Genomic DNA, 23,811 nt, shown 5'->3' with positions numbered 1-23,811 from the left:
TCAACGCAATAGCCCCGATGCTGCATAGGTGGCCCAACCGCCGGTTCCCAGCTCGCTGATGAAGACCATGAATACCACGCCTGCGACGAGAGCACTGACGACCACCGCAGTCATCACCGACATGTCGACATTCTCGAACCGCTCGGTCGGCTCGTCGAACCACATGATCTTGATCAGCTTCAGGTAATATCCAAGCGAGATCACCGAGGCGATCACCACGAGGATGGCGAGCGGCAGCAGGCCGGCGTCGAGACCGGCGCGCAGCACTTCGAACTTGCCGAAGAAGCCCCCGAACGGCGGCAATCCCGCAATCGAGAAGATCATGATCGACATCATCACCGCGAGCACCGGCTTGGTACGGATGAGGCCGCCGAGCTCGCCGATACCTTCCACCATGCCGCCGCGCCGGCGCATCGCCAGCACGGCCGCAAAAAGGCCGAGCGAGGTGACGGCATAGATCGTCGAGAAGGTCAGCAGCGCCGCAGCGCCGGTCTCCTGGCCCGCCGCAACGGCGACGAGCGCATAACCGACGTTGGCAATCGAGGAGTACCCGAGCAGACGCTTGATATTGGTCTGCAGCAGCGCGCCCAGCGACCCGATGATCATCGACAGGCCGGCAATGATCGACACGATCAGCTGCCATTGCATGATCGCCTCACCGAACACGGTGAACAGGACGTTCGCAAACACAATTGTCGAGGCCAGTTTCGGAGCAGACGCGAAGAAGGCGACGACCGCAGTCGGGGCGCCTTCATAAACGTCCGGTGTCCAGACGTGCATCGGCGCCGCCGAGATCTTGAACGCCAGGCCCACGATCATCAGCACCATGCCGAACATCACGCCGCCGGACATCTCCGACGCCGCGATACCGGCAAACGAGGTGTGGCCGGTAAATCCGTATACCAGCGACGCGCCATACAGCAGCATGCCCGACGCCAGCGCGCCGAGCACGAAGTACTTGAGGCCAGCTTCCGAAGACCGCGCCGAATCGCGGTGGAACGCCGCCAGCACGTAAGACGAGAGGCTCAGCGTCTCGATGCCCATGTACAGCGTCATCAGGTCAGCAGCGGACAGGATGATGCCCATCCCCATGCTCGCGAAAATGGTCAGCAAGGCATATTCGTAGCGGTCCGTTTCGTGCCGCTTCAGGAAGCCCTCGGAAATGAACAGCGCGACACCGGCCAGCGAGAAGCTGACGACCTTGGCGAAGTTCACGAACGTATTGGTCCGCACAAGACCGCCGAACGCTTCGCCCCCTTGGAAATGCAGCGCTGCCAGCGCCGCCGCGCCGAACAGGGCAAGCGTGCCGTACTTGAACGAAAGCGAATTGAAGCGCTCTCCGAAAATGGCGCCGAGCACGACCCCGGTCAGCCCCGCGAGCGCGAGCCAGATTTCGGGCGCGACCGTCATCAGGATGGCTGTAACGTCCAGCATGGCTTACTGGCCTCCGGCCATCATCGACAGTATCCGTGCGGTGGAACTGTCTGTCAGGTTGAAGATCAGGTTCGGCGCGACACCGAACAGCAGCGTGAGGGCGGCCAGCGGTGCGATGCACAGCCACTCGATCAGGTTCATGTCCTTGATGCCGTTCAGCGCCGGGTTGGTGATCTCGCCGAACACGGTGCGCCGGTAGAGCGTCAGCATGTAGACAGCCGAGAAAATCACGCCGAGCGCGGCGCCCGCAGCGGCCCAGGTTGCCGCCTGGAAGCCGCCGACCATGGTGAGGATCTCGCCCACGAAGCCGCTGGTGCCCGGCAAGCCGACGTTGGCCATCGTGAACAGCATGAAGAAGGAAGCGTAGATCGGCATCCGGTTCACGAGGCCGCCATAGGCCGCGATCTCGCGCGTGTGCATCCGGTCATAGACGACACCAACGATGAGGAAGAGCGCGCCGGAAATGATGCCGTGGCTGAGCATCTGGAAGATGGCGCCCTGCACCCCGGTTTCATTGAACGCGAAGATACCGAGCGTCACGAAGCCCATGTGCGCCACCGACGAATAGGCGATCAGCTTCTTCATGTCGGTCTGGCGCCAGGCGACGAGCGAGGTGTAGACGATCGCCACCACACCCAGGGCAAACATGTAGGGCTGGAACAGCGCACTCGCGTCCGGGAACATCGGCAGCGAGAAGCGCAGGAATCCGTAGCCGCCCATCTTCAGCAGCACGCCGGCAAGGATGACCGAGCCGGCCGTCGGTGCCTGTACGTGCGCATCCGGCAACCAGGTATGCACCGGCCACATCGGCAGCTTGACCGCGAACGAGGCGACGAAAGCCAGCCACAGCCAGGTTTGCACCGAGGGATCGAATGCGAATTTCTCCAGCACTTCGAAGTCGGCCGAGCCGGACACCTGGATCATGTAGACCATCGCCACGAGCATCAGCAGCGAACCGAGCAGCGTGTAGAGGAAGAACTTGAACGCCGCATAGACGCGGTCCTTGCCGCCCCAGATGCCGACGATCAGGAACATCGGGATCAGGCCCGCCTCGAAGAAGATGTAGAACAGCACGAGGTCGAGCGACACGAACACGCCGATCATGAAGGTCTCGAGTACAAGGAAAGCGATGACATATTCCGTCACGCGCTTCTCGATCGAATTCCAGCTCGCCAAAAGGCAGATCGGCGTCAGGAAAGTTGTCAGCAGCACAAGCGACAGCGACAGGCCATCGACACCCAGCTTGAAGCTGATCGGTCCGTACCAGGCATATTGCTCGACCAGCTGATAGCCATCGGCGCTCCGGTCGAAGGATGCGAAGGCCGCGATCGACGCCACGAAAGTTGCGGCCGAGATGATGAACGCAGCCATCAGGGTGGCCTTGCTCGAATCCGTTCCGCCGCCGCGCTGCGAACTGCCCGCCGTCGCGGCGCGCACCAGCATCACGAGCACGGCGCCCGCCAGCGGCAGGAACGTCATGACCGAAAGGATCGGGAACCCGCCCATTAGTTAGCTCCCCCGGAACGCATCCACAGAATGGCGCCGAACGTAATCGCCGCACCGATGATCACGAAGGCATAGTGGTAGAGGTAACCCGAGTGCATGCGCGACAGGCCGCGCGAGCTTATGCTCGCCACCTTCGCGAAACCATCCGGGCCGATGCCGTCGATGACCTTCTTGTCGGCCTTCCAGAACAGGTTACCCAGCAGTGCTGCGCCACGCACGAGCGTTGCCTGGTAGATCTCGTCGAAGAACCACTTGTTGTAGAACAAGGCGTGTAGCGGGCCGCCACTGTCGGCAATGCGCTTGCCGATGCCGCGATTGAAAAAATAGGTGAACGTCGCGATCAGGAAGCCGCCCACCGTAACCACCAGCGGCGCCCAGATCACCCAGTCCGGAACGTCGTGGCGTGCATGCAGCACGTGGTTCTCGGCAGACCGGTAGATCGCGCCCGCCCAGAAGGCTTCGTTCTGTCCGTCCACGAACGCATTATAGAAGTAGAAGCCCGCAAACATCGCGCCCAGGCTGAGCAGCGCCAGCGGGATCAACATCACGGCAGGGCTCTCGTGCGGCGTGTGATCGTGGCCATGGCCATGAACGTCATGCGCGTGGTCGTCATGCCCATGCGCATCGTGGGCCGCGTGCCCGTGGTCATCATGCGCTTCATGCGGCGCAGGACCGTGGAAGGTCATGTAGATCAGGCGCCAGGAATAGAAGCTCGTCAGGAAAGCCGCGATCAGGCCGAACCAGAACGCCAGCTGACCGAAGCTCACGCCGGCAGCTGCGCCCGCGAACGTGCTCTCGAGGATCGCGTCCTTCGAGAAGAAGCCGGAGAAACCGATCTTGGTGTGCGGCACGCCGAGGCCGATGATCGCAATCGTGCCGATCATCATCGCGGCATAGGTCAGCGGCATGAACTTCGCCAGGCCGCCCATCTTCCGCATGTCCTGTTCGTGGTGCATGCCATGGATGACCGAGCCGGCGCCAAGGAACAGCAGCGCCTTGAAGAACGCGTGGGTGAAGAGGTGGAACATCGCCGCTTCGTACGCGCCGATGCCCGCCGCGAAGAACATGTAGCCGAGCTGTGAACAGGTCGAATAGGCGATCACGCGCTTGATGTCGTTCTGCGCCATGCCGACTGTTGCGGCGTAGAGCGCCGTCACGGCGCCCACCAGCGCCACCATGCCGGAGGCGTAGAAGGTGTACTCGTAAATCGGCGACAGGAGGCAGACGAGATAGACGCCTGCGGTCACCATCGTCGCCGCGTGGATGAGCGCCGAGACCGGCGTCGGGCCTTCCATGGCGTCCGGCAGCCAGACGTGCAGGAAGAACTGCGCAGACTTGCCCATCGCGCCGATGAAAAGGAGAATGCCGATCAGCTCCAGCGCGTAGACGCGCTCACCAAAGAACACGATCACCGACTCGCGCGCGGGCAGCGGCTCCGCGAACGCGATCGGGTTGATCACGGCATTGGTCCGGATTGCTTCGAGGACCGGTGCGAACTCGACCGAGCGGAACATGAAGAACACGGCCATGATGCCCAGCGCGAGACCAAAATCGCCGACGCGGTTGGTCACGAACGCCTTGATCGAGGCGTCGTTTGGCGCTTTCTTGGTGTACCAGAACCCGATCAACAGGTAGGACGCGAGCCCCACCCCTTCCCAGCCGAAGAACAGCTGGATGAAGTTGTCCGCGACCACGAGCATCAGCATCATGAACGTGAAGAGCGAGAGGTAGGCGAAGAAGCGTGCCTTGTGCGGGTCTTCGCTCATATAGCCCCATGAATAGAGGTGCACGAGACCGGACACGCCGGTGATCACCGCCATCATGACGATCGACAATGTATCCACACGGATCGCCCAGTTGGCGTGGAAATCGCCGACATGTATCCACGGCATCAGGGTGATGATGTGTTGCTGGATGTGCGCCGCGGCCGCTTCGGTGCCCGAAGTCAGGTAGGCATCAAGCCCGGCATGATGCTCCGCTGCGGGCGCGTGACCGAGGCCTGCCACGTAGGCAAACAGCTGGTACAATGACAGCGCGCCGGCAGACAGCACAACGCCCGTCGTGACCAGCATGACCAGACGGTCGCCGATCCACTTGTGGAACAGGCCGGTAAGCGCGGCGAGACCGGGCGCAAGGACGATATAGATGAGCAGGCTGTCCGGAAGCATGACTGGGTTCAGCCTTTCATCAGGTCGACATTCTCAACCGAGATGTCGCGGCGGTTCCGGAAATAGACGACGAGGATCGCGAGGCCGACCGCCGCTTCGGCAGCGGCCACGGTCAGCACCAGCATCGCGAAGATCTGACCTTGGATCGTGCCGGTGAAAACCGAGAAGGCGACCAGGTTCAGGTTGACCGACAGGAGGATCAGCTCGAGCGCCATCAGGATGACGATCACGTTCTTGCGGTTCACGAAGATGCCCACGACGCCAATTGTGAACAGCGCCGCCGAGACGATCAGGTAGTGGATGAGCCCCAGTTCAGCCATGTCAGATACCCTGCCCCGGTGTCGGGTCCTTCAAGTCAAAGGCGTCAGCGCGCCGGCGGCTGGTCTGCTTGCCGACATCCTGGCGCTTCACGTGCGGCCGGTGGCGCAAGGTCAGCACGATGGCGCCGATCATCGCGACGAGCAGGATGCCCCCTGCGAGCTGGAACAGCAGCAGGTAATCCGTGTACATCACCGCACCGATCGCTTCGGCGTTGGTCTCGCCGCCGGGCGAAGGATCGAACTGGTCGAAATTCAGCGAGCCGCTCGCCGACCAGACCAGCGCCAGTTCGGCAAGGAAGACGACCCCGACCAAAAGGGCGAACGGCCAGTAGCGCAGCGTCCCCTGCTTCAACTCGACGAAATCGACGTCCAGCATCATCACGACAAACAGGAACAGCACGGCCACGGCGCCCACGTAGACGACGATCAGCAGCATCGCGAGGAACTCGGCGCCAATCAGCACCATCAGGCCCGCAGCCGAAAAGAATGACAGGATCAACCAGAGCACCGAGTGCACCGGGTTGCGCGCGGCAATCACGAACGTTGCCGACAGGATCACGATGACCGCGATCAATCCAAATGCGATCAGTGCCACAGCCTTCTCGCCCCTCTTTGCTCCCGCGGCCCCTCGCCGGATCGGGATGTGTTAAGTTTCCGGCGCGCTAACGGTACGGCGCATCCAGCTCAAGATTCTTCGCGATCAGACGCTCCCAGCGGTCGCCGTTCGCGAGCAGCCGTTCCTTGTCGTAGAACAGCTCCTCGCGGGTCTCGGTCGCGAACTCGAAGTTCGGCCCTTCGACGATGGCGTCGACCGGGCAAGCCTCCTGGCAGAAGCCGCAATAGATGCACTTCACCATGTCGATGTCGTAGCGGGTGGTGCGGCGGGCGCCGTCTTCGCGCGGCTCGGCCTCGATCGTGATCGCCTGCGCCGGGCAGATTGCCTCGCACAGCTTGCACGCGATGCAGCGCTCTTCGCCACTGGGATAGCGGCGTAGCGCATGCTCGCCCCGGAAGCGCGGCGACAGCGGGTTTTTCTCGAACGGGTAGTTCACGGTCGCCTTGCGGCGGAACATCTCGATCGTGGCCACCCAGAAGGCACCCAGGAAATCGGTGAGAAGCGCGCCGCGGATGGTCTGCGCGAGGCTCATGACTGAACTCCAAAGTAGGTAACGTAGCCCGCAACCACGAGCACGGCCGCCAGCGACGTCGGCAGGAACACTTTCCAGCCGAGCCGCATCAGCTGGTCATAGCGGTACCGGGGCACGATGGCCTTCACCATGGCGAACAGGAAGAAGAAGAACAGGATCTTCGCCATGAACCAGAACAGGCCGGCGAGGCTCAGCAGCAGCGGCGGCAACTTGCTGGCCGCTTCTGCGCCAATGGCAATCGGACCATGCCAGCCGCCGAGGAACAGGATCGTCATCATCGCGCACATCAACACGATGTTCAGGTATTCCCCGAGCATGAACAGGAGGTACGGCGTCGAGCCGTATTCGACCTGGTAGCCGGCCACGAGTTCCGATTCCGCTTCCGGCAGGTCGAACGGCGGGCGGTTCGTCTCGGCCAGCGCCGAAATGAAGAAGATCACGAACATCGGGAACATCACGACGATCAGCGGGAAGTTCTGGAAACTGAAGGCGTGCCAGTTCTGGATGCCGCCCGCCTGGTTGGCGACGATGTCACTGAGGTTCATCGAGCCGACCATCAGGATCACCGTGATGATCACGAAGCCGATGGAAACCTCGTAGGACACCATCTGCGCGGCCGAGCGCAGCGCGCCGAGGAACGGGTATTTCGAGTTGGAAGCCCAGCCGCCCATGATGATGCCGTAGACACCGAGCGAGCTGATCGCGAACAGGTAAAGCACGCCGACATTCAGGTCCGAGATGACCCAGGTCGTGTTGTCCATCGTGCCCGGCGCCACCGGAATGGCTGCCCAGGCCGCAAAGGCCAGCGTACAGGTCAGGATCGGCGCGAAGATGAAGACGAACTTGTTGGCGCCCGCCGGGATCACGATTTCCTTCAGCAGGAATTTCCCGAAGTCCGCGAACGATTGCAGCAGGCCGAACGGGCCGACCACGTTGGGGCCTTTTCGCATCATCACGCCGGCCCAGATTTTCCGGTCCAGCAAAAGCAGGAACGCAATCGAAAGCAGCAGGACGAGCGTGAACAGTCCGATCTGGCCGAGCACCAGAAGCGGGCCCCAAAGGCCTCCCAAAGACTCGATGGCGTTACTCATGGCGCCGCCCTACTCCGCTGCAACTGCGGTGTCTAGGCTGGTCGCCAGCGCAGAACACTCGGCCATCGTGCGCGAGGCGCGCGCGATCGGGTTGGTGAGATAGAAGTCCGTCACGGACGCCTTGAACGGCGTCTTGTCGAGCGTGCCGGCGGCGGTATCGACCGGCTTCATCAGGGCCGCAGCCCCCTTTGCGCCGGGCGCATAGCCACGGCCGGAGAAGACCGTGTTCTGCCCAGCCTTGCCACGCAGGACGGTACGCAGGGCATCTGCCGTGTCGTAGGGAAGCGCCTTCCCCATCAGGCCCGACAGGGCCCGGAAAATGGCCCAGCCTTCGCGGGCCTCGCCCTTCGGCTGAACCGCCCGGGTCGTCATCTGGACGCGGCCTTCGGTGTTCACGAACGTAGCGCTGATCTCCGAGTAAGCCGCACACGGCAGCACGATGTCCGCGCGCGACGCGCCCGCATCGCCATGCGAGCCGACATAGATCACAGTCGCTGAACCGAGCTGGCTGAGATCGACTTCGTCGGCCCCCAGAAGCACAACGGTTTTCAGGCCCCCGGCGAGAATGTCTTTGGTCGCCTTGCCGCCTTCGGCCGGCACGAACCCGGTGTCGAGCGCGCCCACCCGGCCAGCCGCCGTGTGGAGCATGCCATAGCCAGCCCAGCCTTCGGCAATCGCGCCGGCGTCCGACGCCAGTTTCCGGGCCGCCGAAAGAATTGCGCCGCCATCCACGCGGCACGCAGCCGCCTCGCTGACAACGATCATCGGCTTCTTGGCGCCGCTCAGGAATTTTCTCGCCGCGTCGGAGGCAATTGCATCTGCGCCGGTGCCAAGGTGCTCGTACGGATAGGTCAGGTCGACTGCTTCTCCAATCACGGCCACCTTCAACTCACCCCAAAGCCACGACTTGCGGATGCGGGCGTTCCAGACGGCCGCCTCAACGCGCGGGTTGGCGCCGACGAGCAATAGCGCGTCCGCATCTTCCACACCCATAAAGGTCGGGTTCAAAAGGTAATGTTCGCGCACACCGTCCACGCCATATTGCGCGCCTGCCGGGCGGCAATCCGTGTTCTTCACGCCGAGGCTGCGGAAGAAATCCAGCGCTGCCTTGGCCTGTTCCACCTCGATAAGGTCACCCGCAACAACACCAGTCTGGTCAGCGCCCACGGCGAGCGCGGACTTCACGGCATCGAGCGCTTCCGGCCATGAGACCGGGTGCAGCTTGCCGTTCCGGCGCACATACGGCCGGTCAAGACGCTGGCGCGCGAGCCCGTCCCACACGAAGCGGGATTTGTCCGACAGCCATTCCTCGTTCACCTCTTCATTCGTCTCCGGAAGGATCCGCATGACGGCGTCTCCCTTCGAGTCGATCCGGATCGCGGCGCCCATCGCATCCATCACGTCGATGGATGAGGTCTTGCGCAGCTCCCAGGGGCGCGCGTTAAAGGCGTAAGGTTTCGACGTCAGCGCACCGACCGGGCAAAGGTCGATGACGTTGCCGGAAAGCTCCGAGGTCAGAGATTTTTCGAGATAGGTGGTGATCTCGGCATTCTCGCCGCGCGAAATCATGCCGATTTCTTCTACGCCGGCCACTTCGGCCACGAACCGCACGCAGCGCGTGCACTGGATGCAACGCGTCATGATCGTCTTGACGAGCGGACCCATGTATTTGTCTTCGACGGCGCGCTTGTTCTCGTCATACCGGCTGTCAGAGCGGCCATAGGCCACTGCCTGGTCCTGCAGGTCACACTCGCCGCCCTGGTCGCAGATCGGGCAATCCAGCGGGTGGTTGATCAGCAGGAATTCCATGACCCCCTTGCGGGCCTTGTCGACATACGCACCCTTGGTGCGGATATTCGGCGCCGAACCATCCTTGTTCGGGCGCATGTTGCCGACAATCTCCGCACACGAAGCAATCGGCTTCGGCGCGCCTTCCCACTCGACCAGGCACATCCGGCAATTGCCCGCCACCGACAGGCGCTCGTGGTAGCAGAAGCGCGGAATCTCTGCGCCCGCCTCTTCGCACGCCTGCATCAGCGTGTAGCTGCGAGGCACTTCGACTTCCTTGCCGTCGATATTGAGCTTGAACGTGTCTGACATGGTCCCTACTCCGCCGCCACGGTCGACCCCTGCACGAAGGCGCGCGGGGCACGGTAGCGGTTGATGCGATCTTCGATCTCGTGGCGGAAGTGGCGGATCAGGCCCTGGATCGGCCAGGCCGCCGCGTCGCCCAGCGCGCAGATCGTGTGGCCTTCCACCTGTTTGGTCACATCCAGCAGCGTGTCGATCTCGTCATGCGTGGCTTCACCCTTGACCATGCGCTCAAGCACGCGCCACATCCAGCCGGTGCCTTCCCGGCACGGCGTACACTGGCCGCAGCTCTCGTGCTTGTAGAAGTAGGCAAGGCGCGCGATCGCCTTGATCAGGTCCGTCTGCTTGTCCATTACGATCACGGCCGCCGTGCCGAGACCTGATTTCAGGTCGCGCAGCGTGTCGAAATCCATGTAGGCGTCCATGATCTGCTCGGCCGGCACCATCGGCACTGACGAGCCGCCCGGGATCACCGCCTTCAGGTTTTCCCAGCCGCCGCGGATACCGCCGCAATGCGTTTCGATCAGCTCACGGAAGGTGATCGACATCTCTTCTTCCACGTTGCACGGCTTGTTCACGTGGCCGGAGATGCAGAACAGTTTCGTGCCGGCATTGTTCGGCCGCCCGAAGCTCGAGAACCACTGCGAGCCCCGCCGCAGGATCGTCGGCACCACCGCGATCGATTCCACGTTGTTCACCGTCGTGGGGCAGCCATACAGGCCCGCATTCGCCGGGAACGGCGGCTTCAGGCGCGGCTGGCCCTTCTTGCCTTCAAGGCTTTCGAGCAGCGCGGTTTCCTCGCCGCAGATATACGCGCCTGCCCCGTGATGCACATACAGGTCGAAGTCCCAGCCGTTGACATTGTCCTTGCCGATCAGCTTCGCTTCGTAAGCCTCTTTCACCGCCTTCTCGAGCGCATGGCGTTCCGCGATGTATTCGCCCCGGATATAGACGTAGCACTTGTGGGCGCGCATCGCGCGGCTTGCCACCATGCAGCCTTCGATCAGCAGGTGCGGATCATGACGCATGATCTCGCGGTCCTTGCAGGTGCCGGGCTCCGACTCGTCAGCGTTCACGACCAGATAATGCGGCCGGTCGCGCACTTCCTTCGGCATGAAGGTCCACTTCAGCCCGGTCGGGAATCCAGCCCCGCCGCGGCCGCGCAAGCCCGACGCCTTGATCTGGTCGCACAGCCAGTCCGGCCCGAGATCGAGCATCTCTTTCGTCAGGTGCCACGCACCGCGCTTCTTCGCAGCATCAAGCTCTGGCGAGTGCAGGCCGTAGAGGTTCGTGAAGATGCGGTCCTTGTCCTGCAGCATCAGTCTTTCCCCCGGCCGAATTCGCGCGCGTGTTCGTCAACCTTGCCCTCGGCAAGCAGCTTTGCCTGGGCGACCCATTTCTCGCGATCGATACGGTCGTTGAAGCCGAGCTGCTTCTCCATCCCGTCGACCGTTTCCTGGTTCCAAGCCGCGATCTGCGCAAACCGGGTCACGCCCATCTCGTTGAGCAGCTGCGCATATTTCGGGCCAATGCCGTTGATCTGCAGCAGGTCATCCGCGGCGCTGCCGGTCTTGGCGGCGTCCTGCTTGTCGTTGACCGGCGCAGGCTCTTCGCGATGCTTGTTCGTCGGCGCCGGCGCGTCCGGCTTGCCGGTCGCTTCGGGCGAAGCCGGGGCTTCGGCGGGCGCTGCCGGCAGGTTCGGAAGGGTGCGAACGCTGTTGCGGCTTCCATCGAACAGCGAAGGCTCGGTGAGCACAGTCGTGCCGCCCTCCGGCGCGCTGTTGATGCGGTCGATCTGCGGGCCCGGCGTCACATCGGCGCCGTGCCGCAGCCGGGACAGGATGCCCGACAGCGTTTCCGGCGTCAGGTCCTCGAAGAAATCATCGTTGATCTGCACCATCGGCGCATTGGTGCACGCGCCGAGGCACTCCACCTCTTCCCACGACAGGCGCTTGTCGTCGGTGACGTACATCGCCTTGCCGATTTCCTTGCTGCAGACCTCTTTCAGGCCTTCCGCGCCGCGCAGCTGGCACGGCGTCGTGCCGCAAAGCTGGATATGAAACTTGCCGACCGGCTGCAGACGGAACATCGTATAGAACGTCGCCACCTCGTAGACGCGCACATACGGCATTTCGAGACGGTCAGCCACCGCGCGCATCGCCGGCTCGGACAGCCAGCCATTGTTGTCCTTCTGCGCCAGCCAGAGCAACGGGATCACAGCCGAGCGCTGCTTGTCCGCCGGGTATTTCGCCCGCCAGAACGCAATCTTCTCTTCCGTCTCGGATTTGAAAGCGAAGCTGTCACCGCCCGCCTCCAGATCAAACCGGCGCAATGCCATCTATCGCTCCTTCGGGGCAGGCACGCTCACGTGGCCCGCCGCATCCATTGTCCAGAAAGGGTTGAACGCCACTTCCCAGGCATTCCCTTCCGGGTCTGCAAAATATCCTGAATAGCCGCCCCAGTAGGTCTTGTGTGGCGCCTTGGTGATGCGCGCACCGCCCTTCTCCACACCCGCGAAGATCTGGTCGACCTCCTCGGTGCTGCGCGCGTTGAACGCGATTGCGAAGCCGCGGAAATTTCCGGCCCGGTCAGCCGCCACGCCGGCATCATCTGCGAGCTTTTCTTCGGACCAGAGACCGAGCACCACGCCGTTCGCATTCAGGAAGGCAACTTCGCCCGCCACGCCGCGATCCTCGAAGCCCAGAACGTCCGTGTAGAAACGGATCATCGCCGGCAGGTCCCTGACCCCCAGCGTGAGCACCGAAACGCGCTGCTGCGGAAGCACGCCCATCAGAACGTGCCCGCCCGCGCGAAATCAACCCGGGCAATCTTTCCGTCGCGCAGCGTATAGATTGCCGCCACCTCGAACCGGTCGCCGCCCGGCGCCCGCTCGACCTGCTCGTGATCGATGACGGTGGTGCCGAGGTCGATCCGGTTGGCCAGCTTCGCCCGGTTCTTCGGAAACTCGAAAAACAGGTCCTCATGGCGTTTGCGGATGGCAGCATGGCCTGTGTGCGTGACAGCCCCGTTGAAACCCGCAAGCACGGCATCATCGGCATAGCACGCCATGAAGGCGTCGATATTCTGGCTGTTATAGGCGTCCAGCTGGCGCTGCACGAGTTCGGCAGACGCGCTCACCGGTCGATCTCCCCGAACACGATGTCCAGCGTGCCGAGCACGGCCGACACGTCCGCCAGCATGTGCCCCTTGCACAGGTGGTCCATCGCCTGCAAGTGCGGATAGCCGGGCGCGCGGATCTTTGCGCGGTAAGGCCGGTTGGTGCCGTCGGCCACGAGATACACGCCGAATTCGCCTTTCGGCGCTTCGATGGCCGCGTAGCATTCGCCTTCCGGAACGTGGAAACCTTCCGTGTACAGTTTGAAGTGATGGATGAGCGCTTCCATCGAGTTCTTCATCTCGGCCCGGCGCGGCGGCGCCAGCTTGCTGCCCGCCAGCAATACCGGCCCCGGACCTTCCTTCACCATTCGCTCGATGCACTGAAGGATGATCTTCACCGACTCGCGCATCTCTTCCATGCGGCAGACATAGCGGTCGTAATTGTCGCCGTGCTTGCCGACCGGAATTTTGAAGTCGAGTTCCGAGTAGCACTCGTAGGGCTGCGACCGGCGAAGGTCCCAGGCGAGGCCCGAGCCGCGCACCATCACGCCCGAAAAGCCCCACTCCATGATCGTGCGCTGGTCGACCACGCCGATATCGACGTTGCGTTGCTTGAATATCCGGTTCTCGGTCACCAGCGCTTCGATCTGGTCGAGCTTGCCGGGGAACTGGGCGCACCAGTCGGCGATGTCATCCACCAGCTTCTGCGGCAGGTCCTGGTGGACACCGCCGGGGCGGAAATAGGCGGCGTGCATACGGCTGCCGGACGCGCGCTCGTAGAACACGCAGAGCTTCTCGCGCTCCTCGAAGCACCAGGTGATCGGCGTCAGCGCGCCCACGTCCATCACGCCGGTGCCGACGTTCAGGAGGTGCGACATGATCCGGCCGATTTCGGAGAACAGCACGCGGATCAGGCTGGCGCGGCGCGGAACTTCGACCCCGAGCAGTTTCTCGATCGCCAGACACCAGGCATGTTCCTGGTTCATCGGCGAGCAGTAATCCAGCCGGTCGAAATACGGCATGCCCTGCAGGTAGGTCTTGTATTCCAGCAGCTTCTCGGTGCCGCGGTGAAGAAGGCCGATATGGCTGTCGATCCGGGTCACGACTTCGCCGTCGAGATCCATGATCATGCGAAGCACGCCGTGCGCAGCCGGGTGCTGCGGCCCGAAGTTCAGCGTGAACTTGCGGTCTTCTTCTTCGATGAGATGGGCGGAATCAGCCATGGCTTCAGGTGCCTCCCCGCGCTTTTTCGTCGCCCGGAATCTCGGATGTCATTCCCTCCCACGGCGAGAGGAAATCAAAGTTGCGATATTCCTGCGTCAGCTTCACCGGCTCGTAGATCACGCGCTTCTCCAGATCGTCGAAGCGCACTTCATAATGGCCCGTCAGCGGGAAATCCTTGCGCAGCGGGAATCCCTCGAAACCGTAATCGGTGAGGATCCGGCGCAGGTCCGGGTGATCGGAAAACTGGATGCCGTACATGTCGAACGCCTCACGCTCGAACCAGTTGGCGGACGGCCAGATGGCCACGCTGCTCGGCACGGCGGTCTCTTCGTCCGTCCGGATACGGATCCGGAGGCGGTGATTCATCCGCATCGACAACAGATGGTAGACCACTTCGAAGCGCTCGGTGCGCTCCGGATAGTCCACGCCGCAGATGTCCACGAGCGTCTCGAAATTGCACTGCTGGTCGTCGCGCAGGAAACGTAGCAGCGGCAGGATATGGTCACGCTCGGCCAGCACGGTCAGCTCGCCCACGACGATCTTCGTCGAACGCACAGCGTCCGGCATCCGGCTCTCGATGTGCGCGGCGAGATCCACGAGGTTTTCGACGTTGATGGTCATCTGCCCTTACCGTTCAATCGAGCCTTCGCGGCGGATCTTCTTCTGCAGTTGCAGGAAGCCGTACACGAGCGCCTCAGCCGTGGGCGGGCAACCCGGCACGTAGATGTCGACCGGCACGATCCGGTCGCAGCCGCGCACGACACTGTAGCTGTAATGATAATAACCGCCGCCATTCGCGCAGCTGCCCATCGAGATGACGTAACGCGGCTCCGGCATCTGGTCGTAGACCTTGCGCAGCGCCGGGGCCATCTTGTTGGTCAGGGTGCCGGCGACGATCATCACGTCCGACTGGCGCGGCGACCCGCGCGGCGCCATGCCGAAACGTTCGAGGTCGTAACGCGGGTTGCCTGCATGCATCATCTCGACTGCGCAGCAGGCCAGCCCGAACGTCATCCACATCAGCGAGCCGGTGCGTGCCCAGGTGATCAGGTCGTCGGCCGCGGCCGTGAAGTATCCCTTGTCCGCCAGCTGGTCCGACAGGCCGGTGTAGAACGGATCGTCGAGGCCCGGCTTGTGGCCGCCTTCGACACCCGCGCGGGCCGCGCCCAGGGCATAGGGCTTGTTCGAAGCGTCAGCCATCATTCCCACTCCAGCGCGCCGCGGCGCCACTCGTAGATGAAGCCGACGGTCAGCACGCCAAGGAAGGCCACCATAGACCAGAAGCCGAGAATGCCGATCTCGCCCAGACTGACAGCCCAGGGGAACAGGAAGGCGACTTCAAGGTCGAAAATAATGAACAGGATTGCGACGAGATAGAAGCGCACGTCGAACTTCATCCGCGCGTCATCGAAGGCGTTGAAGCCGCACTCGTACGCCGAGTTCTTCTCCGGGTCGGGCTTCGAGGGTGCCAGCAGCACCGAGCCAACCACGAACAGGCCGGAAATCACCGCGCCCAGGACAATGAAAAAGATGACCGGCAGATAGTCTAGGGCCAGACGCTCGACTTCGGACATGCTTGGTACCTCCAGGTACAGAGCCAATGGCCGCCCGATTAGGACGGTTTTCTTGCGTGTGCAACTCGTACCGCCCCGCCCAAGGCGCACTTTCGCAGTATATCGCTCCGAAGCACCAATACACGGGCGATTGGCTGCGGCGGTGCGTCACGGAGAGGCCTCAGATCGCCGCCGTTCGGGCGAATCTAGTTGCGAATTCTTCTCAAGAAGTGAACCGCCAAGGCGCCGTCGCTAGACGCCGTGAACCTGCGCGTAGTGGGCGGCCGCGCCAATCAACGGCGCCTCCGGATTCCGCAGCAGCCGCACCGGGCACCGCGCGAGGTAATCGCTCATCGGCCCCCTCGCCACAAACCTCTCCCGCATCGCCGGCAACCGGAAATATGCGGCGAGCCGTTCCGACACCCCGCCGGCCAGCACGACGCCGCCAAGCGCGCCATTCGCGAGCGCGAGGTCGCCCACGGCGCCCATCACCGCGAGCGCCCGCACCTGCGCCAGCTCCGCGAAAAACCCGTCCCCCGCGTCGGCCTTCGCCTGCATCTCCGCGGCCGTCATGGCGGCGCAGGGCACACCGCGGATCTCGCTCAGGGCCGCATGCACCTCGTCCAGCCCGCTGCCTGAAGCGACGAGTTCATTGGACACATACCCATGGTCCCGCGCCAGCACCGCCGCCAGTTCGCGCTCCAGCGCCGTGCGCGGCGCATAGGCAATATGGCCGCCCTCTCCCGCCAGCACCGTCCACCCCTCCGGCGATGGCACCAGGGTCGACACGCCGAACCCGGTTCCCGGCCCCGCCACGATCAGCGGCGCCCCGGCGACGGCCTCGCCGTCATATACCTCTTCGAAGGACTCAGGCCCCATTTCCGGCACCGACCGCGCCATCGCCAGGAAATCATTGATCACCAGCGGCGCCGCAATCCCGAACCGGTCTCTCAGTACCGCCTCGGAAACGCGCCAGTCACGGTTGGTCAGGTGCGCCGCCCCGTCCCGCACCGGCCCTGCCACAGCGATGCAGGCCCCCGCCGGTTTCAGCCCGGTCGCATCAAGGTAATGTCCGACGGCGTCCTCGAACGTCGCGAACGCCTCGCCCGCGTGCAGCTCGACCCGGCTGAGCACGAGGCGCCCCTCCGCCCAGTCTGCCAACGCAAACCGCGCGTTCGTGCCCCCCACATCTCCGACCAGCACCCCCGCCACGACGCTCAGCCCCGCAGGCCGAGGAAATTGAACGGGCTCGCCCCGGCCGCCGCGCTGCTGACGTTCATCCGGAACAGGTCAAACATCTCGCGCCCCAGCCCTGCCGGCGCCCGGTTCGGACGGAACGGCGCTGCCGGCCGCGCCATGAACTCTGCCGCATCCACCTTGACGTCCAGCCGCCCGGCCTCGGTATCGAGCCGGATCACGTCGCCATCGCGTACCTTCGCAATCGGGCCGCCATGCGCCGCTTCCGGGCTGATATGGATCGCCGACGGTATCTTGCCGCTCGCCCCAGACATCCGCCCGTCCGTCACCAGCGCGACCTTCCGCCCCCGGTCCTGCAACACGCCCAGCACGGGCGTCAGTCCGTGGAGTTCCGGCATGCCGTTCGCCGCAGCGCCCTGGAACCGGACGACTGCAATGAAGTCCCTGTCCAGTTGCCCGGCCTCGAACGCCGTCTTCAGCGCCTCCTGCGACTCGAACACGATGGCCGGCGCTTCGACCACGCGGTGGGCCGGCTTCACGGCGGACACCTTGGCCACGCCCTCGCCCAGCAGTCCCTCGACCAGCCTGAGCCCGCCATCCTCCGAGAACGGATTATCCAGCGGACGAAGCACATCGGTATCCGCGCTCGCTCCCGGCGCAGGGCGCCACGTCAACGCCGCCTCCGACAGAACGGGCTCTTGCGCGTAGTCTGTGATCGGCCCGGCAACGCCGCGCGCATCGCCGTGCAGCAATCCGCCCGCCAGCAGTTGCGCGATCAGGAAGCTCATGCCGCCCGCCGCATGAAAGTGGTTCACGTCCGCCGGCCCGTTCGGATAAATCCGCGCCAGTAGCGGCGTCACATGCGAGATCTCCGCAAAATCCTGCGGCGTCACGACAATGCCAGCCGCCGCCGCGATCGCGGGAATGTGCAGAGCATGGTTGGTTGAGCCGCCGGTCGCCATCAGACCCACGATGCCGTTGACGATCGAGCGCTCATCAATCAGTTCGCCGGCCGGCAGGTAGTTCTGCCCCTGCGCCGTGATCGCTGCCGCCCGCTGCGCCGCAGCGCGCGTAAGGGCCGTACGTATCGCCGTACCCGGATTGGCAAAGGCCGCACCCGGCAGGTGCATGCCCATCACTTCCATCAGCATCTGGTTGGAATTGGCCGTGCCATAGAACGTGCAGGTCCCCTGCCCGTGATAGCTGTCGGCTTCCGCCTTCAGCAGTGCCTCGCGGCCAACCTTCCCTTCGGCGAACAACTGCCGCACACGGACCTTCTCCGGATTGGGCAGGCCAGACGTCATCGGCCCCGCCGGCACGAACACCGACGGCAGCCAGCCGAACCGCAAGGCCGCGATCATCAACCCCGGAACGATCTTGTCACACACGCCGAGATGCAGCGCGGCGTCGAACGCGTCATGCGAGAGCCCGATGGCCGAGGCCATCGCGATCACGTCGCGCGAGAACAGGGAAAGTTCCATCCCCTCCTGGCCTTGGGTGACGCCGTCGCACATCGCCGGCACGCCGCCAGCGACCTGCGCCACGGCATGCACCTCGCGCGCCGCTTCACGGATGATCTTCGGATAGTCCTCGAACGGCGCGTGCGCCGAAAGCATGTCATTATAGGCCGTGATGATGCCGATCACCGGCCACCCGCCACCCAGCACCTGCGCCTTCTCGATCACGGCGCAGCCGGCCGACGCGTGGGCAAGGTTGCCTTCGGTCAGCCGCGCGCGCGCGAATGCGGTCGGCCGCCGCGACCGGATCATGTCGAGATAGGCCGCCCTTGAGTCGCGCGAGCGCTCGATTATCCGCGCGGTTACCGCTTCGATCACAGGATTGAGTTTTTCAGTCATTCAGGGGGCCCAGAAAATTGACAGCCGGTCACCCAGCCCATCGATCGCAAACCGCACCGGACACGTCATCGGGTCCAGGCTCGCCGACCGCAGCAACATGCTGCGCTTTTCGGCGCCAAATACAAGCAGCACGGCGCGCGCAGCTGTCATCAGCGCGCCGCCCGTCAGCGTCATCCGCTGGGGTATGATCGCGCCCGCCGCCCGCACTGCCGCCACGCATCGGTCCTGATCCGGCGCCACAAGCTCTGCCAGTCCGGGCAGGCCCGGAAACCAGCTGGCCGTATGCCCGTCGAGGCCCATGCCCAGCACCGCGACCGTCAGCGGCCGGCAATGGGCGCGGTAGGCGGCATCGCGGCCTTCGAGCGCTTCTTCCGGCGTGGCGGCTGGCGCCCACATCGGCAGGAACCCCGCCGCGGCCGCGCGCCTCTGCAAGAGGTGGCGGCGAACAAGCCGTTCATTCGAGTCCGGATCATCCGGCGCCACCCAGCGCTCGTCAACGAGGCCGGCCGTCACGCGCGCCCAGTCGATCCGGGCATCCGAGAGCAACTCGAACATACGGGTCGGCGTCGACCCGCCGGACACCATCAGGCTCGCCGTTCCGCGCGCTGCAATGGCGTCTGCCAGCGCGCCGGCGCACACTGCGGCGGCGGCAACGGAGGCGTCTTCCCTTCCCGCGAATTCGGAGAGCTCCAGCGCCATTGCGCCTAAGCCTCCTTCCACCAGCTGCGGCCATCGCGGTCGAGCATCATGGCTGCCGCAAGCGGACCGTCGGTGCCGGCAGGATAGGCCTCCGGCTCATATCCACTCGCGTCCCAGGCGTCGATCAGCCCGTCGACCCAGCGCCACGCCGCTTCGACCTCCTCACGGCGCATGAACAGCGAAAGGTTGCCCCGCACGATGTCCATCAGCAGCCGTTCGTAGGCATCCGGATAGCGCAGCATGAAACTCTCCGCATAGGACAGGTTCAGCGGCAGAGACTTGACGCGCAGACCGCCCGGCCCTGGCTCCTTGATCTGCACGAACAGGCGCACGGCTTCATCCGGCTGCAGCCGGATCACCAACCGGTTCACGCTGTCGCCGCCTTGCCCGAATATGTTGTGCGGCACCTTCTTGAACTGGATCACGATGTCGGAGTGGCGCGCCGACATCCGCTTGCCGGTGCGCAGGTAGAACGGCACGCCGGCCCAGCGCCAGTTGTTCACTTCCGCCTTGATCGCCACGAAGGTCTCGGTGCGGCTGTCGGACCTGGCCGATAGCTCCTCGAGGTATCCCTTCACAGGTTGGCCCGCGTGCAGCCCCGCCGCATATTGTCCGCGTACGGTCTGCTTGCGCACATCGGCATTGGAAATGGTCGCCAGCGCTTTCAGCACCTTGATCTTCTCGGTGCGGATATCGTCGTCATCGAGATCATTCGGCGCTTCCATCGCCGTCAGGCAAAGAAGCTGCAGCATGTGGTTCTGAACCATGTCGCGCAGCGCGCCGGACCGGTCGTAATAGTCCGCCCGCCCCTCCAGCCCGAGGTTCTCGGCAACCGTGATCTGCACGTGGTCAATATAGTTGTGCGACCAGAGCGGCTCGAACAGGATGTTGGCGAACCGCAACACCATCAGGTTCTGAACCGTTTCCTTGCCGAGATAGTGATCGATGCGGAAAACCTGGCGCTCCGAGAATACCTCGCCCACGCCGTCATTGATCGCCCGCGCCGATTCGAGGTCGGTGCCGATCGGCTTCTCGAGGACCACACGCGCCGGTTCACTCGCAAGCCCCGCTTTCCCGATTGCCCGGCAGATATCGACATACAGCTGCGGCGCGGTCGCGAGGTAAAACACCCGCGGCCGGTCGGGCTTCATCGTCAGCTGCTTCTTGAGCTCGGGCCAGTCGGCCTTCGGGTCGGTCGCATCGATGGTCACGTAGCGCACCAGCTTCTCGAACTTCGCCCACGCCGCAGGGTCCCAGCTCTTGCCAGACGCGGCCTCGCAGGCCTCGCGTGCGAGCTTGCGATACCCCTCCCAGTCCAGCTCCGACCTTGCGGTGCCGATGATCGTGCTGTTCGGCGGAATCTGGCCATCGACCCAGCGGTGGTAGAGCGCCGGCAGGAGCTTGCGGCGCGACAGGTCGCCGGTGCCGCCGAAAATGACGATGTCGAACGGTTCGACGGGAACAAACTTGGCCACTTCAGGCTCTCCGTTTCGAAATCTGGACGCATGCCGGCCGGCCGCGCGAGGAAATCCTGTGGTTAGCAACACAAGGTTGCAGGTTATTTCGCGCGGCGGGTCGAGGGAACAAGTCCAAATCCATGAATTAAAACACTTTTTTTCACTAGAATCCCCAGGCGCTCAACTGCTCAAGGGTATTTTGCAAATTGTTGCATCAGCTATAGTCGAACACGACGTTGCCCGTCAGGCCGAATGACAACGTTGTATTGAGCATGGGGGAATTCACCGGAAATGTCCAGCCGCACCCGGCTCGAAGACCTCGCCTCGATCGCGGGGGTCTCCATCGCCACCGTTTCCCGCGCCCTGAACAACAGCCCCGCCGTCAATGACGAGACCAAGCGGCGGGTCTGGAAGATCGCCCGTGAGCAGAATTACCATTTCCGCCCGTCCATGCCGGCCCTCCTGTCGGGCGCCGAAGCCACAATCGCGGTCGTCATTCCGGCGCTGCAGGGTCGCCAGACACGCATGTCGGCACCGTTCTTCCAGGAGCTGATTGCCGGCATCGCCGAAGCCGCGCGGGCCAGCAATTGCGACCTGCTGATCTCGCACCTCGACCTCGAAAGCCAGGACGACCTCGCCGGGCTGATGACGGCCAACCGCGCCGATGGCGTGATCTTCCTCGGGCAGACGCTGCTGCACGACCGCCTGAACGAACTCGCCTCGACCGACCACCGCTTCGTGGTCTGGGGCGCCGAACTGCCCGGCCAGAAGTATTGCTCGGTCGGCTCCGACAATGTGCGTGGCGGGGCGCGCGCGACCTCTCACCTGATCAACCTTGGCCGCAAGCGGATCGTGTTCCTTGGCGACACCGCTCCCTTCGAAGTGCAGCAACGGTTCGACGGGTATGCCGACGCCCATCGCCGCGCCGGGCTCGAGATCGACCCTGCCCTGCTCGTGCCGGCCCGTTTCGAGATCAGCTACGCCGAAGCAGCCGTCGATGGCCTGCTTGCCCGGGGCACAGCGTTCGACGGCATCTTTTCCGCCGGTGACCTCATCGCGCTCGGCGCGATCCGCAGCCTCGCGAAGGCGGGACGGTCGGTGCCGGGTGACGTTGCCGTGGTCGGCTATGACGACATCCAGCTCGCCGCCTATGCCTCTCCGGCGCTGACCACGGTCGCCCAGAACATGGAACATGCCGGACGGCTGATGATCTCGAAGCTGCTGTCAGCGGGCGAGTTCGGCACGCCCCGGTCCGAGCGTCTGCCAACCGACCTGATCGTGCGTGAGTCCTGCGGCCTCGCCTGAGGGCGCCGTCAGGAAGTTCCGATCCACACCCCGAATCCCGGCAATCCCGCCGGTGCGCTGAGCCCGGTACCGGAGGCGAGATTGCCGGTGAACCCGCTCAGCAAGTCTGCAGGTACGGTCGCCGCGTCGGACCCGAGGTTGAACAGGCAAAGCACAGTCTCGCCCGCCCGTTCACGCCGGATGGCGAGCAGCGGCGCCGGCACGTCGGGAAAGCTGATCTCGCCCAGCTGCAAAGCCGCCGATCCGCGGCGAAGGGCCAGCGCTGCCCGGGTGAAATTCAGGACCGACCCGGCATCGGCCTCCTGCACCGCGGCGGCGCGTTCGGCATGACCCGCGCCGACAGGCAACCACGGCTTGTGCTCGGAAAAGCCGGCGAAGGTATTGTCCTTCGACCAGGGCATCGGGGTGCGGGCACCGTCGCGGCCGAGCGTGCGCGGCCAGTTGGCGATGGCTTCCGGATCCTGAAGATCCTCGAACGCCACCTCGGCTTGCGGTAGGCCGAGTTCCTCGCCCTGGTAAAGGATCGGGTTCCCGCGCAGGCAGAGCAGCAGCGCGTTGGTCAGCTTTGCGAAGGCTGAGAGGTCTCCGCCCGGCGGACACCAACGACTGATGCAGCGCGGCGCGTCGTGGTTCGAGAAAGCCCACGAGGCCCAGCCTTCGCTGAACGGGCCGGCCCAGTTCGATTGCGAGGCCTTGACCCGGCGCGGCGAGAGGGACTGGGCATACAGGAAATCGAAGCTGTAGGCCGAGCTCAGGCGCTTGTCGCCGACCGTGAACGCGCGCATTTCCGGCAGCGGATCAGGCCCGGGCACTTCTGCGACGGTGAAGATGGCGCCATAGGTATCGGCGAGCGACCGGATGCGCTCCATGAAGACCGGAATGTCCGGGTGCGACTGGTTATGGACATGGTGCTGCAGGTCGAACGGCCGGGTGATCGTGCGCCGCTCCGCCGGCCAGGGCGGGTTGTCCCGGAAGTCCGGATCGAACATCGCGAAGTTGATGGCATCGAGCCGGAAACCGTCGACGCCCTTGTCGAGCCAGAACTTTGCCACCGCGACGAGCGCGTCCTGCACGGCCGGATTGTGCACGTTGAGCTGCGGCTGGCTCGAGAGGAAATTGTGCATGTAATATTGCTGGCGGCGCGCATCCCAGGTCCAGGCTGCGCCCCCGAAGACCGACTGCCAGTTGTTCGGCGGGGTGCCGTCAGGCTTCGCGTCCCGCCACACGTACCAGTCCGCATACGGATTGTCGCGCGAGGCGCGGCTCCGGGCGAACCAGTCATGGTCATCGGAGGTGTGGGCATAGACCTGGTCGACGATGACCTTCAGGCCCAGCCGGTGGGCTTCGGCCAGCAGCAAATCGAAGTCCGCAAGCGTGCCGAAGATCGGATCGACGTCGCAATAGTCTGACACGTCATAACCGAAATCGCGCATCGGGGAGCGGAAGAAGGGCGAAATCCAGATTGCGTCGACGCCTAGCCCGGCAATGTAGTCCAACTTGCGGGTGATGCCCGGCAGGTCGCCGATCCCGTCGCCGTTGGTGTCGAGATAGGAGCGCGGGTAGATCTGGTAGACGACGGCGCCCCGCCACCAAGGCTGCGCTGGAGTGTCATTCTTGCCGGTCACGCGCCTGCCCTTCCTGTTTG

Annotated in this window: 22 protein-coding genes; 1 reads left to right on the top strand and 21 read right to left on the bottom strand. The window is 64.0% G+C overall.

The features are described from left to right. From nuoN to zwf, 20 genes are all read right to left on the bottom strand, one after another. On the bottom strand, window positions 1–1,434 hold the full coding sequence (gene nuoN / locus IPK75_14980) for an NADH-quinone oxidoreductase subunit NuoN (protein MBK8199653.1): 1,434 nt from the start codon (window positions 1,432–1,434) through the stop codon (window positions 1–3). A 3-nt stretch (window positions 1,435–1,437) separates the two neighbouring features. After that, window positions 1,438–2,940, bottom strand: coding sequence for an NADH-quinone oxidoreductase subunit M (locus IPK75_14975; protein ID MBK8199652.1), 1,503 nt, complete (start codon window positions 2,938–2,940; stop codon window positions 1,438–1,440). Then, window positions 2,940–5,108: an NADH-quinone oxidoreductase subunit L gene (gene nuoL / locus IPK75_14970; protein MBK8199651.1), complete on the bottom strand. Its 2,169-nt coding sequence runs from the start codon at window positions 5,106–5,108 to the stop codon at window positions 2,940–2,942. The genes IPK75_14975 and nuoL overlap by 1 nt, the downstream gene beginning before the upstream one ends. An 8-nt stretch (window positions 5,109–5,116) precedes the next feature. Further along, window positions 5,117–5,428: an NADH-quinone oxidoreductase subunit NuoK gene (nuoK, locus tag IPK75_14965; protein ID MBK8199650.1), complete on the bottom strand. Its 312-nt coding sequence runs from the start codon at window positions 5,426–5,428 to the stop codon at window positions 5,117–5,119. A gap of 1 nt (window position 5,429) precedes the next feature. Continuing rightward, window positions 5,430–6,023 carry an NADH-quinone oxidoreductase subunit J gene (locus IPK75_14960; protein MBK8199649.1) on the bottom strand — a complete coding sequence of 198 codons (594 nt, stop codon included), beginning with the start codon at window positions 6,021–6,023 and terminating at the stop codon, window positions 5,430–5,432. 67 nt (window positions 6,024–6,090) lie between these two features. Continuing rightward, on the bottom strand, window positions 6,091–6,576 hold the full coding sequence (gene nuoI, locus IPK75_14955) for an NADH-quinone oxidoreductase subunit NuoI (GenBank protein ID MBK8199648.1): 486 nt from the start codon (window positions 6,574–6,576) through the stop codon (window positions 6,091–6,093). Beyond that, a complete protein-coding gene (gene nuoH / locus IPK75_14950; GenBank protein MBK8199647.1) occupies window positions 6,573–7,667 on the bottom strand; it encodes an NADH-quinone oxidoreductase subunit NuoH in 1,095 nt (364 codons plus the stop codon). Before nuoH ends, nuoI begins: the two co-directional genes overlap by 4 nt. A 9-nt stretch (window positions 7,668–7,676) precedes the next feature. Further along, complete coding sequence (locus IPK75_14945; protein MBK8199646.1) at window positions 7,677–9,767, bottom strand: NADH-quinone oxidoreductase subunit G; 2,091 nt, start codon at window positions 9,765–9,767, stop codon at window positions 7,677–7,679. Window positions 9,768–9,772: 5 nt separating this feature from the next. Further along, complete coding sequence (gene nuoF, locus IPK75_14940; protein ID MBK8199645.1) at window positions 9,773–11,077, bottom strand: NADH-quinone oxidoreductase subunit NuoF; 1,305 nt, start codon at window positions 11,075–11,077, stop codon at window positions 9,773–9,775. Further along, window positions 11,077–12,096, bottom strand: a complete 1,020-nt coding sequence (nuoE, locus tag IPK75_14935; GenBank protein MBK8199644.1) for an NADH-quinone oxidoreductase subunit NuoE — start codon at window positions 12,094–12,096, stop codon at window positions 11,077–11,079. The genes nuoF and nuoE overlap by 1 nt, the downstream gene beginning before the upstream one ends. Then, window positions 12,097–12,549, bottom strand: a complete 453-nt coding sequence (locus IPK75_14930) for a VOC family protein (protein MBK8199643.1) — start codon at window positions 12,547–12,549, stop codon at window positions 12,097–12,099. Beyond that, window positions 12,549–12,896 (bottom strand): nuclear transport factor 2 family protein, encoded by a 348-nt coding sequence (locus IPK75_14925; GenBank protein MBK8199642.1) that lies wholly within the window; start codon window positions 12,894–12,896, stop codon window positions 12,549–12,551. Before IPK75_14925 ends, IPK75_14930 begins: the two co-directional genes overlap by 1 nt. Then, the gene (locus tag IPK75_14920; GenBank protein MBK8199641.1) at window positions 12,893–14,098 is read right to left on the bottom strand and encodes an NADH-quinone oxidoreductase subunit D; all 1,206 of its coding nucleotides are present in this window, start codon (window positions 14,096–14,098) and stop codon (window positions 12,893–12,895) included. The genes IPK75_14925 and IPK75_14920 overlap by 4 nt, the downstream gene beginning before the upstream one ends. Window positions 14,099–14,102: 4 nt before the next feature. Next, on the bottom strand, window positions 14,103–14,720 hold the full coding sequence (locus tag IPK75_14915; GenBank protein MBK8199640.1) for an NADH-quinone oxidoreductase subunit C: 618 nt from the start codon (window positions 14,718–14,720) through the stop codon (window positions 14,103–14,105). Between the two features lie 6 nt (window positions 14,721–14,726). Further along, entirely contained in the window at window positions 14,727–15,302 is a 576-nt protein-coding gene (locus IPK75_14910; protein MBK8199639.1) for an NADH-quinone oxidoreductase subunit B, read from the bottom strand. Continuing rightward, the gene (locus IPK75_14905; GenBank protein MBK8199638.1) at window positions 15,299–15,673 is read right to left on the bottom strand and encodes an NADH-quinone oxidoreductase subunit A; all 375 of its coding nucleotides are present in this window, start codon (window positions 15,671–15,673) and stop codon (window positions 15,299–15,301) included. Before IPK75_14905 ends, IPK75_14910 begins: the two co-directional genes overlap by 4 nt. Window positions 15,674–15,904: 231 nt before the next feature. Beyond that, window positions 15,905–16,864, bottom strand: coding sequence for a glucokinase (locus tag IPK75_14900; GenBank protein MBK8199637.1), 960 nt, complete (start codon window positions 16,862–16,864; stop codon window positions 15,905–15,907). Window positions 16,865–16,869: 5 nt separating this feature from the next. Further along, window positions 16,870–18,705, bottom strand: coding sequence for a phosphogluconate dehydratase (locus IPK75_14895; protein ID MBK8199636.1), 1,836 nt, complete (start codon window positions 18,703–18,705; stop codon window positions 16,870–16,872). Beyond that, on the bottom strand, window positions 18,706–19,404 hold the full coding sequence (gene pgl / locus IPK75_14890; GenBank protein MBK8199635.1) for a 6-phosphogluconolactonase: 699 nt from the start codon (window positions 19,402–19,404) through the stop codon (window positions 18,706–18,708). 5 nt (window positions 19,405–19,409) lie between these two features. After that, window positions 19,410–20,879 carry a glucose-6-phosphate dehydrogenase gene (gene zwf, locus IPK75_14885; protein MBK8199634.1) on the bottom strand — a complete coding sequence of 490 codons (1,470 nt, stop codon included), beginning with the start codon at window positions 20,877–20,879 and terminating at the stop codon, window positions 19,410–19,412. Window positions 20,880–21,152: 273 nt separating this feature from the next. Between zwf and IPK75_14880 the strand changes: the two genes are divergently transcribed. After that, window positions 21,153–22,166 carry a LacI family DNA-binding transcriptional regulator gene (locus IPK75_14880; GenBank protein MBK8199633.1) on the top strand — a complete coding sequence of 338 codons (1,014 nt, stop codon included), beginning with the start codon at window positions 21,153–21,155 and terminating at the stop codon, window positions 22,164–22,166. 8 nt (window positions 22,167–22,174) lie between these two features. On the opposite strand, the gene IPK75_14875 is transcribed toward IPK75_14880, so the two are convergent. Continuing rightward, window positions 22,175–23,791: an alpha-glucosidase gene (locus IPK75_14875; protein MBK8199632.1), complete on the bottom strand. Its 1,617-nt coding sequence runs from the start codon at window positions 23,789–23,791 to the stop codon at window positions 22,175–22,177. Between the last annotated feature and the right edge of the window lie 20 nt (window positions 23,792–23,811).

This window comes from Acidobacteriota bacterium (assembly GCA_016712445.1).
Lineage (GTDB): Bacteria > Pseudomonadota > Alphaproteobacteria > Caulobacterales > Hyphomonadaceae > Hyphomonas.
This window is presented reverse-complemented; position numbering and strand designations above follow the sequence as displayed.